At 58.7% G+C, this 12,254-nt stretch carries 12 protein-coding genes and 2 tRNA genes; 9 read left to right on the top strand and 5 right to left on the bottom strand.

The genetic code is table 11. From position 1 onward, the window contains the following. Nucleotides 1-43 precede the first annotated feature (43 nt). Nucleotides 44-119, top strand: a tRNA-Ala gene (locus tag KUV52_RS00945). 116 nt (nucleotides 120-235) lie between these two features. Continuing rightward, nucleotides 236-311, top strand: a tRNA-Glu gene (locus KUV52_RS00940). Nucleotides 312-658: 347 nt separating this feature from the next. On the opposite strand, the gene KUV52_RS00935 is transcribed toward KUV52_RS00940, so the two are convergent. After that, nucleotides 659-1,261: an arylesterase gene (locus KUV52_RS00935; RefSeq protein ID WP_222524066.1), complete on the bottom strand. Its 603-nt coding sequence runs from the start codon at nucleotides 1,259-1,261 to the stop codon at nucleotides 659-661. On the opposite strand from KUV52_RS00935, the gene KUV52_RS00930 reads away from it, so the two are divergent. Then, the gene (locus KUV52_RS00930) at nucleotides 1,260-1,958 is read left to right on the top strand and encodes an ABC transporter ATP-binding protein (RefSeq protein WP_222524065.1); all 699 of its coding nucleotides are present in this window, start codon (nucleotides 1,260-1,262) and stop codon (nucleotides 1,956-1,958) included. The two genes, KUV52_RS00935 and KUV52_RS00930, sit on opposite strands and share 2 nt — an antisense overlap. Continuing rightward, complete coding sequence (locus tag KUV52_RS00925) at nucleotides 1,955-4,432, top strand: ABC transporter permease (RefSeq protein ID WP_222524064.1); 2,478 nt, start codon at nucleotides 1,955-1,957, stop codon at nucleotides 4,430-4,432. Before KUV52_RS00930 ends, KUV52_RS00925 begins: the two co-directional genes overlap by 4 nt. On the opposite strand, the gene KUV52_RS00920 is transcribed toward KUV52_RS00925, so the two are convergent. Together KUV52_RS00920 and folX are read right to left on the bottom strand one after the other, a co-directional pair. Then, the gene (locus KUV52_RS00920; protein WP_222524063.1) at nucleotides 4,419-5,318 is read right to left on the bottom strand and encodes a TIGR01777 family oxidoreductase; all 900 of its coding nucleotides are present in this window, start codon (nucleotides 5,316-5,318) and stop codon (nucleotides 4,419-4,421) included. The genes KUV52_RS00925 and KUV52_RS00920 overlap by 14 nt on opposite strands. A gap of 12 nt (nucleotides 5,319-5,330) precedes the next feature. Continuing rightward, on the bottom strand, nucleotides 5,331-5,696 hold the full coding sequence (folX, locus tag KUV52_RS00915; RefSeq protein WP_222524062.1) for a dihydroneopterin triphosphate 2'-epimerase: 366 nt from the start codon (nucleotides 5,694-5,696) through the stop codon (nucleotides 5,331-5,333). A 52-nt stretch (nucleotides 5,697-5,748) separates the two neighbouring features. On the opposite strand from folX, the gene KUV52_RS00910 reads away from it, so the two are divergent. Both KUV52_RS00910 and KUV52_RS00905 read left to right on the top strand, forming a co-directional pair. Further along, nucleotides 5,749-6,834 carry an AI-2E family transporter gene (locus tag KUV52_RS00910; protein ID WP_222524061.1) on the top strand — a complete coding sequence of 362 codons (1,086 nt, stop codon included), beginning with the start codon at nucleotides 5,749-5,751 and terminating at the stop codon, nucleotides 6,832-6,834. After that, nucleotides 6,834-7,742: a class I SAM-dependent methyltransferase gene (locus KUV52_RS00905; RefSeq protein WP_222524060.1), complete on the top strand. Its 909-nt coding sequence runs from the start codon at nucleotides 6,834-6,836 to the stop codon at nucleotides 7,740-7,742. Before KUV52_RS00910 ends, KUV52_RS00905 begins: the two co-directional genes overlap by 1 nt. On the opposite strand, the gene KUV52_RS00900 is transcribed toward KUV52_RS00905, so the two are convergent. Further along, nucleotides 7,732-7,953 (bottom strand): hypothetical protein, encoded by a 222-nt coding sequence (locus tag KUV52_RS00900; protein WP_222524059.1) that lies wholly within the window; start codon nucleotides 7,951-7,953, stop codon nucleotides 7,732-7,734. The genes KUV52_RS00905 and KUV52_RS00900 overlap by 11 nt on opposite strands. 507 nt (nucleotides 7,954-8,460) lie before the next feature. On the opposite strand from KUV52_RS00900, the gene ggt reads away from it, so the two are divergent. Beyond that, the gene (gene ggt / locus KUV52_RS00895) at nucleotides 8,461-10,194 is read left to right on the top strand and encodes a gamma-glutamyltransferase (RefSeq protein WP_222524058.1); all 1,734 of its coding nucleotides are present in this window, start codon (nucleotides 8,461-8,463) and stop codon (nucleotides 10,192-10,194) included. On the opposite strand, the gene KUV52_RS00890 is transcribed toward ggt, so the two are convergent. After that, on the bottom strand, nucleotides 10,195-10,623 hold the full coding sequence (locus KUV52_RS00890) for a hypothetical protein (protein ID WP_222524057.1): 429 nt from the start codon (nucleotides 10,621-10,623) through the stop codon (nucleotides 10,195-10,197). Between the two features lie 141 nt (nucleotides 10,624-10,764). Between KUV52_RS00890 and KUV52_RS00885 the strand changes: the two genes are divergently transcribed. Both KUV52_RS00885 and KUV52_RS00880 read left to right on the top strand, forming a co-directional pair. Further along, nucleotides 10,765-11,505 carry a DUF1538 domain-containing protein gene (locus KUV52_RS00885; RefSeq protein ID WP_222524056.1) on the top strand — a complete coding sequence of 247 codons (741 nt, stop codon included), beginning with the start codon at nucleotides 10,765-10,767 and terminating at the stop codon, nucleotides 11,503-11,505. Next, nucleotides 11,493-12,251 (top strand): DUF1538 domain-containing protein, encoded by a 759-nt coding sequence (locus tag KUV52_RS00880; RefSeq protein ID WP_222524055.1) that lies wholly within the window; start codon nucleotides 11,493-11,495, stop codon nucleotides 12,249-12,251. The genes KUV52_RS00885 and KUV52_RS00880 overlap by 13 nt, the downstream gene beginning before the upstream one ends. Nucleotides 12,252-12,254: the final 3 nt, after the last annotated feature.

The following is a 12,254-nucleotide window of genomic DNA, read 5'->3' as shown; positions in this document are numbered from 1 at the left end:
CAGGGGGTCACTGGTTCAAGCCCGGTATCGCCCACCAAATCCTGGGGCTATAGCTCAGCTGGGAGAGCGCTTGCATGGCATGCAAGAGGTCCGCGGTTCGATCCCGCGTAGCTCCACCAATTTTGGTTGTTACGGCAACCGGTTGGGCCTAACAAAAGGCGGTTCGAGCGAGTGTCGCACCACCCGTTAGCTCCACCAATTCTCTTATCACCAGAGACTAAACGGTGAGTCCGGGGTCCCCTTCGTCTAGAGGCCTAGGACACCGCCCTTTCACGGCGGTAACAGGGGTTCGAATCCCCTAGGGGACGCCACTTATTCTGAAAAGCCACCCAAGCGGGTGGCTTTTTCTTTTTGTGCCTAAGTGGCGCATCCCCCATAGCCAGTGAGTAGAAAAGCCACCCAAGCGGGTGGCTTTTTCTTTTTGTGCCTAAGTGGCGCATCCCCCATAGCCAGTGAGTAGAAAAGCCACCCAAGCGGGTGGCTTTTTCTTTTTGTGCCTAAGTGGCGCATCCCCCGCAGCCAGTTAGTAGAAAAGCCACCCAAGCGGGTGGCTTTTTCTTTTTGTGCCTAAGTGGCGCATCCCCCATAGCCAGCTAGTAGAAAAGCCACCCATTCGGGCGGCTTTTCCTATTTGGGGCAGGTGTCTTTAAGAGCAGGGCTACTCAGCGATGGCCTGTTCAAACCAGGGTTGAAGGAAAGCGGCAATCCTGTCCTGCGCGGCCCGGTTTGGATGGATGCCGTCGGCCTGCATCAGGTTGGGGTCCACCGCAATCTCAGTCATAAAGAAGGGGACCAGTTCGATCTGGTGCGCTTCTGCCAGCGCAACGAATATCTGCTGAAAGCGTTCCGCATAGCGGCGTCCGTAGTTGGGTGGCACCATCACCTCTGAAAGCATGACTTGTGCGCCTGATGCTTTGCTGAGCGCAATGACCTCGTCTAGGTTCTGTTGGGTCAATGTGGGCTGAAACCCTCTCAGTCCGTCATTGCCACCAAGCTCGACAAACACCCAGTCTGGCTGATGCTGTTCGAGCAATCCGGGGAGACGGCGCAGCCCTCCGTCGCTGGTTTCACCACTGACTGACGCGTTGATGAGCCGTGCATCGGGTAGATTTTGTTGCAATTTTCTCACCCAGCCTTCGGTTTCATCCATACCATAGCTTGCACTTAGGCTGTCACCCAGTATTAGAATGGATCGCTGATCGGCCCAAGCTCCGGGCTGGTATAAACAGATGATTAAAATCAGCAGGGATCGCCGCAGCATGTCTACTCCTTCATTCCATAACGCGCCGGATTCGGCCATTGTTGTTCGCCGGCTTCGTAGAGACGTTGATACGCTCGACGGCTCTCTATCGATCCTTAAGGGCGTTGATCTCGAAGTCAAGCGGGGTGAATCGTTGGCAGTGATTGGGCCATCGGGGGCGGGCAAGTCCACTCTGCTGGCGTTGCTGGCTGGATTGGATAGGGCCACAGACGGTGAAATCTGGTTAGCTGGCGCACCGCTTCATCAGTTGGATGAGGAGCAGCGTGCCGCACTCAGAGGCCAGAAAGTCGGGTTTATTTTTCAGTCCTTTATGCTGGTGGACAGTCTGACCGCGCTAGAAAACGTGATGCTGCCACTGGAGCTCGCCGGGCATGAAGGCGCGCGGGAAACCGCTGAATCACTGCTTAGCCGGGTGGGGCTGGAGCAGCGATTTGATCACTTCCCCAATCAACTTTCCGGTGGTGAGCAGCAGCGCGTTGCCATTGCCCGCGCGTTTGCTACCCGCCCTGCGATTCTGTTTGCGGACGAGCCAACTGGTAACCTGGACCACACCAACAGTGACACGGTTGAGAACCTTCTGTTCGAATTGAACCGGGAGCAGGGCACCACGCTCGTTCTCGTCACACATGACCTGAAACTGGCTAAGCGGTGCCAGCGTCAGGTCGCCATGAACGCTGGCCAACTGGAGGCACTATGAGCAGCCTGCCTTTGGCCTGGCGCCTGTTTCGGCGTGAACTGGCTCGCGGGCAACTCCGGCTGATTGCCGCAGCCCTGATCCTTGCCGTAACGGCGGTGACCGGCCTGGGCCTGGTTTCCGACCGCTTAAAACGAGCCATCGACCACCAGGCCGCGACCTTTCTGGCTGCGGATCGCATTCTGAACTCTCCACAACAGGTGGACCCCACATGGCTTGAGCATGCCAGAACTCTGGGGGTGGAGGTCGCGACGACTCTTGAGTTCCAATCGATGCTGTTTGCTGGCGATGAGTTGCAACTGGTCACCATCAAGGCGGTCTCAGACCAGTACCCGCTGAGAGGCCAGATTGACTTGATGACGCCCGCTTCGACACGCCTGCCTCCTCCCGGTGCACTCTGGCTGGATCGACGGTTGGCCAGTTGGCTGAATAGCGCCAGCGATGGGGAAGTCGGCGAAGCAATATTCCGTTTGGACGCGGTTATCAATCGTCTTCCGGATGCGGGATTCAACGTCTTTGCTTCGGCGCCCGTTGTGTTGATGCGACTGGAGGATGTGGAGGCTACCGGGGTGGTGCAGCCGGGCAGTCGCTTGCAGTGGCGCTACCAGTTTGCCGGACGGGAGTCCGCCATTGCTCAGCTTGAGACGTTTCTGGAAAGTCGGCTGAGCACCTCTCAGCGACTGGTGGATGTGCGGTCCCAGGAATCCCCCTTGGCGCGCGCTATCGGCCGGGCAGAGCAGTTTCTTTTGCTGTCTGCGTTGCTCGGTATCGCGTTGGCCTGCGCTGCCATCGGGGTGGCGGCCCGACGTTATTGTCAGCGGCACTACGATGTGGTGGCGATGTTCAAAACCCTGGGAGCCAGCCATGCTCAGGTTCGCACCGTTTTTGTTTCTCACCTGGCTCTGGTGACTCTGCTTAGCATCGCGGCGGGGCTGGCACTGGGAGCGCTTGCAGCCCAAGGAATGATCACCCTGCTTCCCGCAGAGTTTGGCAGCGCTGCCATGGACGCTTTCCCTTGGCGGCCTCTGGCGCTCGGCGCTGGAACGGGCTTGATTGCCGGTTTTGGCTTTACCCTCTATCCGCTGCTTCGGCTCCTTTCGGTGCCGCCGATGAGGGTGTTGCGGAAGGATATTGGACCGGCGCGGTGGGGCGCCGGTCTGAATGCGCTTTTGGCAATGTCGGCGTTGGCTCTGCTGGCCTGGCTTTACAGTGGCAGCCTCCGTATGACCCTGGTGCTGTTGGTGGGTACCGTCGTGTTGGGGGGCCTGCTGGCGCTGGTTGGGGTGTTGCTGTTGCGCAGTGGGCGGCAGTTGGGTATGGCCACCTCCAGTCCGCTCAAGTTGGCACTGGCGGGATTGCGTCGGCGGGCGGCAGACAATGCCTTGCAGTTGGTGGGTTTCTCCGTGGCCCTGATGCTGCTGTTGACCATTCTGGCGCTGCGTCAGGACCTGCTCAAAGACTGGCAGGATCAACTGCCGGAGAACACGCCTGATCACTTCCTGATCAACATCGCGCCCGACCAGACTGTGGCAATGGAGACCTTTCTGGCGGAACGCTCTGTCGTGGCAACGGATCTCTACCCGGTGATTCGCGGTCGCCTGTCAGCCATCAATGGTGACAGCGTAAGACGCCCCGTCACCAAGGAGCCGGAAGATTCGGCACCTCGGGGACCAAGAGGAATAGGGCGGGAGTTGAATCTGACCTACCGGACCGAACTGCCTCCCAACAATCCGGTGGTGGCGGGTCAATGGTACGAGCCCGATAGTACCGGTGAGGTGTCCGTTGAGGCACAGGTAGCGGAGCGGCTCGATATTGGGCTGGGGGACCGACTCAGCTTTACCATCGATGGTCGAGAGTTCGAGGTGACCGTGACCAGTTTGCGTCAGGTGAACTGGGAAACCATGCAGCCAAACTTCTTTATGATCTTCCCGCCGGAAGTGCTCTCTCCCTTTGTGGCGACCTACATCGCCAGTTTTTATCACCCCGATGGGCAGCCAGAGTTGGTGGGGGAGTTGATTCGACAGTTCCCCACGGTATCGGTGATCGATGTTGGCGCGTTGATAGAGCAGTTGCGAGGCGTGATTGACCAGGTGTCTCTGGCATTAACGCTGGTGCTGCTGGTTGTGGTGGTGGCGTCGGCGCTGGTGCTGTTGGCCCAGACTGAGGCAGGTATGGCATCACGGCGGCAGGAGTTGGCGATCATGCGAACCCTGGGAGCACCGGGCCGACTGTTGCGCAGTGCGGTGAACTGGGAGTTCATGATCCTGGGCGCACTGGCGGGATTCCTGGCGGTAATGGTGGCGGAACTGACCCTCTATCTGCTGAAAACCCAGGTGTTCAATCTGGTGGTGCAGGCGCACTGGCAGTGGTGGGCACTGACGCCGTTACTGGGGGCAGTACTTATTGGCCTGATGGGAAGGCTAGCCTGCCGTCGTCTGCTCGCTCAAAACTGTGCATCTCTGCTCAGGCGCGATTAAGCAGATCCGCCAGGGCGGCGTTCAATTCCGGGTATTGAAACTGGAATCCCGCCGCTTCGGCGGCCCTGGGCAGCACGGCCTGGCCGGTCAGAAGTAAGCTGCTCATCTCTCCAAGAGCCAACTTCAGCACGGGGGCCGGAGCCGGGAGAAACGCGGGGCGACCCAGTGTCTGTCCCAGGGCCTGACCGAACGCTCGGTTGGTAACCGGTTGCGGTGCCGTGCCGTTGAAGATGCCCCGGCAGTGGTCGTTTTCCAGCAGATAGCAAAGCATGGCAACCAGATCGTCCCGATGGATCCAGGACATCATCTGCTGCCCACTGCCGATGGGGCCGCCCAGCCCCAGACGAAAGGCGGGCAGCATCTTCTTCAACGCGCCTCCGTCCGGATGCAGCACCAATCCGATGCGGACAATGCAAAGTCGCGTCTGTTCGGCGATGCGGCTGGCGATCGCTTCCCACCGCTCACACACCTGCTCAGCAAATCCCATTGGCGTCAGTGGGGTGGTTTCATCAACCGCAGCCGCGTCCCGGGGCCCATAGATGCCGATGGCAGAGGCATTGATCCACACTTTCGGGGGATTGGCCGAGGCCTGGTGCAGGCGAACCAGGGCTTCGGTCAGTTGCCAGCGGCTGTCGCAGATCAGGCGTTTTTTCTGGGTGCTCCAGCGCCCCTCTGCTATGGGCTCTCCCGCCAGATTGATCACCCCGTCGAACCCGTCGAGATTGGCCTGAGTGGCCAGGGAACGTAGGGGCGTGATACCGCTGCCTAACAGAGACAGGGCTTTTTCAGGATTTCGGGTCAGCACGGTGATCTCGTGCTGAGGAGAAAGCCGGGCGATCAGGGCCCGGCCAATGAATCCAGTGCCTCCGGTAATCAGCAGCTTCACGGTCTACCTCGCTCAGTCGCGCTGGTAGCTCAGTTGCAACGATACGGAGTCGGCGAATCTCAGGGCATGGGGTTTATCCACTTCGACCGTGGCGTAGTCCACCCAATGATGTTCGCTGGTGATGGCCAGTACGTCGCTGGTGAGCTTCTCCAGCAGAGAAAAACGGTTCATCTCTACCAGTTTAATGATCTTTTTGGTGATGGTGCGGTAGTTCAGCGCGTCATCCATGTCATCACTGTTACGGGCCTTATCGGCGCAGTAGTGGATCTGGGCGTTGATGATCACGTCCTGCTTATTCTGAACCTCATCTTCGTTAATGCCGATGTATGTGCGAAGACGTAAGTTTTTAATTCGAATAACCGCTTGGTTTTGCTTCATAATGACTGCATTCCTTGGTGGGAGAGTACTTTCGGATTATAGGACCACACTAATGTTACCCGCTTCATTGAATCAAGGCTCAGTCGCTCTGCGAACCGCCCTATTTTTAGCCTCGACCATGGTGATTCTGGCTGGCATCAAGGCCGCCAGTGCCATTGTGGTTCCTTTTTTGCTGGCCCTTTTTATTGCCATTATCTGCAGTCCCTTGGTCAGTGCCTTGATGCGGCTCAAGCTGCCACGCGCCCTGGCGATCTTTACTGTGATGGTAGTGGTGATCATGGCGGGCACCTGGATCGCCACGCTGGTCGGCAGCTCCATCAACGATTTCACCCGACAGTTGCCCGAGTATCGTGCACAACTGACCGATACCTTTGGCGCGCTGCTGGAAAAAGCCAATCAGTTCAACATCTCTACGGACCAACTGAAGGATCAGTTTGATCCCGGCGGATTGATGAGTGTGGCCACCAACATCGTTTCCAGCCTGGGTGGCCTGATGACCAACATGCTGCTGATCGTGCTGACCGTGGTGTTTATGCTGTTTGAGAGCTCAGGCCTCAACCGCAAGCTGCACTATGCGCTGGACGATCCCCAGATGCGCCTGAAGCAGATTGACCGCTTTCTGGAATCGGTGAACCGCTACCTGGCGATCAAGACGGTTGTCAGCCTCGGCACTGGCATCATCTGTGGTCTGGGCCTCTACCTGCTTGGCGTCGACTACTTCCTGCTCTGGGGTCTGGTGGCCTTCCTGTTCAACTACATTCCCAACATCGGTTCCATCATTGCTGCCGTACCCCCGGTTGCTCTGGCGTTGATCCAACTGGGAGTGGGGCCTGCTGCCGGTGTCGCTGGCCTTTATGTCGCGGTCAATATGGTGATGGGCAACCTGGTGGAGCCCCGTATGATGGGACGCAGCCTGGGGCTCTCAACCCTGGTGGTGTTCCTCAGCTTGATCTTCTGGGGCTGGTTGCTTGGTTCCGTGGGCATGCTGTTGTCTGTGCCCCTGACCATGATCGTCAAAATCGCCCTGGAATCCTCAGAAGGGGGCCGCTGGGCAGCGGTTCTACTGGAAGGAGACCCACAGGTGATCAGCCAGCCGATGGTGGCTCAGGCGGACGGCGACGCCCGGGAAAGCGAGTGATGGATCTGCGTCAACATCTGCCTTCGGTTCGTCCGGAGGAGGTCGCTCAGCGACTGTTTCATGGCCGGGGACACTGTTTCCCCGGATTGGAAACCCTCACTCTGGATTACCTTCCGCCGGCTCTGTTGCTGACCCAGTTTGGCCCTCTGACGGCGTCGCAGCAGCATGATCTGCAAGACCAACTCAATCAGTGGTGGCTGGACGTCGCGGGTACCTCTCCAACCCTGGTCTGGCAAAACCGCTCTGTCAGTCCGGCTCGGACGGAGTTGCTCAGCGGCACTCTGCCGTCACCTCATTGGGTGTCGGAAGGCGGGCTGGAGTACGAAATCACCCTGATGAAAGGGCAAAACCACGGCCTGTTTCTGGATATGGCGGAAGGGCGGCAATGGGTACGGGAGCACAGTGATGGAAAACGCGTGCTCAACCTGTTTGCCTACACCTGTGGCTTTTCAGTAGCAGCAAGAGCCGGTGGCGCGGACTCCGTGGTCAATCTGGATATGAGTGCGCCTTCCTTGTCTCAGGGCAAACGAAACCATGCCCGGAACGGGTTAGGGGAGGGGGTGCGTTACCTGGCCCACGACCTGTTTAAAACCTTCGGCAAGTTGCGAAAACTCGGTCCTTACGATCTGGTGGTGGTGGATCCCCCCAGTTTTCAGCAAGGCAGTTTTATCGCAACCAAGGACTACCCACGACTGTTGAGGCGGTTAGCGGCGTTGATGGCACCGGAGGCGGAAGCGCTACTCTGTCTCAATGCGCCGGAGCTGAGTCTGGCTTTCCTGCAGGATCAGGTGGCCGAGTTTGCCCCGGAGCTTCATTTTGTCGAGCGCCTGAACAACCCCGCAAGCTTCCCCGAACAGAACCCGGACAAGGGGCTGAAAGTGTTGCGCTACCGTCGCGTTAACGACTGATCTTATCGGACAGCTCGCTCATGCCGTGCTGTTCGATAACCCGCGCCAGCGCTGTACGGTCTCGCCGTCGCAGTTTTCCCGCTTCCGCCAGAATGCTGTCCTGAACATCCAGAGGGATCTGCATGTTCTCCATAAACATTCTTGCGGCAAGTGGGTCCGAATCCAGTAACTGCTCCAGTTGTGCCGCTTCAAATTCTACAAGGGTATTCATCGACTGCCTCCGCTGGCCCCTTTCCAATGACTCTATGCCATCGGGCCCCGTTTGCTTTAGAACATTGCGGCGTAACCGGGGATTTTTGGGAACCGGACATCATAAGCGGCGCTGAACTGTTGCTCAGTTTCGTAATTTTGATGTCAAAACCGGAACGGTTCAGGTTGGGATCAGTCACTTGCGATGGTTTAGTGGTAAAAATACACAAAACCTTTAAAAACATACACTTAGTGGATCCTGAGGGTGGCGAGTGGTACACTTTGCGTGTCTGCAACGGGCAGAGTACCCCACCAACAGCGAGGCAAGTGGATGGAAGTGCAAGACTATCAGGACGCTTACTATCAGCTTCAGGACGAAGTCGCCGATGAGTTGCCGGTGGACCTGGACGAGGACGCTTACCTCGACTGAGCCCCAACCGCTCTCTTGAGAAACAGCAGCCATTTGGCTGCTGTTTTTCTTTGGGTTTACAACCGGGTTTGGCTTCGGGACACTGTGGCCCATACGTCAATGGAGTGCCCTATGAGAAGCCTGTTTTTCCTTGGCCTGTTTGGTCTTGCCCTTAGTGTGCCCGCATGGGGTGCGGTCGAGCCGGAAGCGCCCACCGGGTTTCTCAGCCGCCCCGCCGTTTCTGCCCCCCACTATATGGCTGCCACCGCCAATCCCTACGCAACCGAAGCGGCTCAAAAGGTGTTGGCGCAAGGGGGCTCTGCCGTTGACGGTGCCATTGCAGCGCAGATGGTGTTAACCCTCACTGAGCCCCAATCCTCAGGGATTGGTGGCGGCCTGTTTATGGTGCTGTGGGACAGCAAAGCCCAACGGCTGGTGACTCTGGATGGCCGGGAAACTGCGCCCGCCAGCGCGACACCGGATCTCTTCCTCGATGACAGCGGCAAGCCTGCGGGCTTTATGGATGCCGTAGTGGGTGGGCGGTCTGTTGGGGTGCCCGGGGCTATCGCCGCCCTGTACGATGCCCATCAGCAGTACGGTGTGCTTCCCTGGTCTCAGCTGTTGGCGCCTGCCATTGAGCTGGCCGAGCAGGGGTTTGTGGTTTCGCCGCGGTTGGCGGGCTTGTTGGAGCGTGAGCTGAATCCGGGACTTTTGCGACCCGGGCCCGCACGGGAGTACTTCTACCCGGAGGGGAGGGCGCTACAGGCAGGGACCAGAGTGACTAACCCTGAACTGGCCAAAACCCTGAAGCGGATTGCCCAGGCAGGGCCAGCGGGTTTCTACCAGGGACCACTGGCTGAAGCGATGGTCGCAGCGGTTCAGAATGACGCCAGCCAGCCGGGTGGGCTAAGTCTCAGCGATTTGGCGCACTATCAGCCCAGGTGGCGGGAGCCGGTTTGCGCACCCTACCGACAGTACCAGGTGTGCGGCATGGGCCCACCCAGCTCAGGCGGGGTTACCGTGGGGCAGATCCTGGGGCTGCTTTCGTCCTATCCGCTGTCACAGATGAGCCCGAACAGCAGTGAGTTTCTGCACCTGTTTTCCCAGGCCTCTCGGCTGGCCTATGCGGACCGCAACCGATACCTGGCAGACAGCGATTTCGTTTCCGTGCCGGTAACCCGGATGCTGGCCCCCGACTACCTGGAGAGCCGCCGTGCACAACTGCCTCCGCTGCACGACGAGGGGCGGGCACATCCTGGCGTGCTCACTCCGGTGCCCGGCGTCGACGCCACTCAAGCGCTGCCCTCCACCACACATCTGGTGATGGCGGATCGTCAGGGCAACCTGCTCAGCATGACCAGCAGCATCGAGATGGGGTTTGGCTCCAGCGTGATGGTGGGGGGCTTTCTGCTGAATAACCAACTGACTGACTTCTCCAGAGACCCCGGGCCGAAAGACGCGCTGGCTGCCAATTGTGTCGAGGCCGGTAAGCGGCCCCGCTCCTCCATGGCGCCCACCATCGTGCTCGATAAGCATGGTCAGCCTCTGTTGGCCATCGGTTCACCCGGTGGCAGTCGCATCATCAGCTACGTGGCGCAAACCACCATAGCGATTCTGGATTGGGAGTTGTCTTTGGAGCAGGCGCTGGCATTGCCACGAGTCAGCCACCGAAACGACTACCTGGCACTGGAGTCGGAGCAGGCGTGGGGTGAACGAGTTCAACAGATGATTGAGCGACACTACCAGGTGAAGCAGGTGCCTCTGAACAGCGGTGTGCAGGTGATCCGAAAGACCCCCTCCGGTTGGGAGGGGGCTGCGGATCCCCGGCGGGAGGGGGTGGCTAGCGGCGGTTGATCAGCCGTTGGTTTGGAAAGGGTCGCTGTAGAGGTGGGTGATCACCCAGCGCTCACCCTCTTTTTCCAGTCTGACCAGGCGGTCATCGTTGATCCTACGATGACCGTTATGACCGCTTAGCTGAATCAGCACTTCCACCTGTTGGGCGTTGCGTCGGAAAAAATCGATGTCCACCTCGCCCACCGACAGCTCTGCCTCATCCAACGCCAACCCGAGCACATTGCGCTGGATCTGGCTGGCGATTCGATAGTGACTCATGACATCTCTGAGTGGTTCGTTGACCAGAGCCATCGCCGATTGTGCGTCCTTCTGGTTATAGAGAGCATCAAAGAATGTCAGGGCCACGCTTTCCGGCCGTTGAGTGTCCTGTCGGCCATTACAGCCTGCCAGCAGCAGGAGACCCAGTAAAAAATAGTGAATTGGTTTCATCAGCCTGTCCCTAAGTCTTTGTGAGGCTATCGGCCAGCGTCCTGACAAGTTGAGCGCATCCTCCCTTTGATCCTGATCATCCCGAAATGTTAATAAAATGTGATTTACTGGTGGCGATGGTCAGCGGATTAAGGCAGGGGGTTGAAGTTGGGCAATGTACTGAGAACCTTGCTGAGCAGTGCCAGGGATCTGCTCCCGATTGTGCTGGTGGTCGGCTTTTTCCAACTGGTGGTGCTGGGGCAGCCCCTGCCTCGGCTCGATACCATTCTAATCGGTCTGGGTCTGGTGATTGCGGGCCTGACACTGTTTGTCTACGGGCTTGAATTGGCTCTGTTCCCCCTTGGTGAGTCGCTGGCTCGGGCGTTTGCCCGTCGGGGGTCGCTCTTCTGGTTACTCAGTTTTGCTTTTCTGCTGGGGTTTGGCACGACGGTCGCTGAGCCCGCATTGATCGCCGTTTCCGAGGAGGCCGCTGAGGTGGCGGCAGAGGCGGGGGTGATTGCTCTGGAGGAGGAAGCCCAAGCCCGTTATGCCGACCGCCTGCGCCTCACCGTAGCGCTCTCCGTCGGTGTGGCGATACTGCTCGGGGTGCTGCGGATTCTGTTGGGCTGGCCTCTGCATCGCATCATCATTGCCGGTTATCTTGTGGTGATGGTGCTGACGCTGTTTGCCCCAGCGGACATCATCGGTATCGCCTATGACTCCGGAGGGGTCACCACATCAACCATTACTGTACCTCTGGTCACTGCTCTGGGGGTTGGCCTGGCAACCAGTATCGAAGGGCGAAACCCGCTCCTTGATGGCTTTGGGCTGATCGCCTTTGCGTCGTTGCTGCCCATCATCTTTGTGCTTGGCTTTGGGATATTGCGCCCATGGATTGGTTGATCGCACTTTGGGAAACCCTGCTGGACACCCTGGCGGATGTGGTGCCGATCATCGCCGTGCTGTTTGGTTTTCAGTTGGGGGTACTGCGCCAGCGCATCACCCAGTGGCGGCCACTGCTGCTTGGATTGGGATCGGTCATATTGGGGCTGGCGCTGTTTCTGGTCGGCCTGGAGCGAGCGCTGTTTCCCTTGGGTGAACTGATGGCCAGCCAACTGACGGCGCCCGATTTTCTGCCCGGGGACGGGCTCTGGTGGCACTACTACTGGGTTTACCTGTTTGCCTTTTCCATCGGTTTTGCCACCACCATTGCAGAGCCCTCGCTGATAGCGGTGGCGCTCAAAGCCAGCGAAGTGAGCGGCAACGCCATTCATCCCTGGGGACTGCGCATCGCCGTTGCACTCGGTGTGGCCGTCGGCATTGCTCTTGGCAGCTACCGCATAATCGTGGGCGACCCCCTGCACTGGTACATTTTGGTGGGGTACCTTCTGGTGGTGTTCCAGACCCGCTTTGCTCCCAAAATGATCATTCCCCTGGCTTATGATTCCGGCGGCGTCACCACCTCAACGGTGACCGTGCCTTTGGTGGCTGCACTGGGTCTCGGATTGGCCAGCGCCATTCCGGGCCGCAGCCCCCTGCTTGATGGCTTTGGCCTGATCGCCTTTGCCAGCCTGTTTCCCATTATTACGGTAATGGGCTATGCCCAACTTACCCTCTGGCTTCACCAGCGAAATCAACGGACGAGGTGACCC

This window comes from Ferrimonas balearica, from assembly GCF_019802055.1.
Lineage (GTDB): Bacteria > Pseudomonadota > Gammaproteobacteria > Enterobacterales > Shewanellaceae > Ferrimonas > Ferrimonas balearica_A.
The sequence above is the reverse complement of the archived record's forward strand: the minus strand, read 5'-3'. Positions and strand labels throughout refer to the sequence as shown.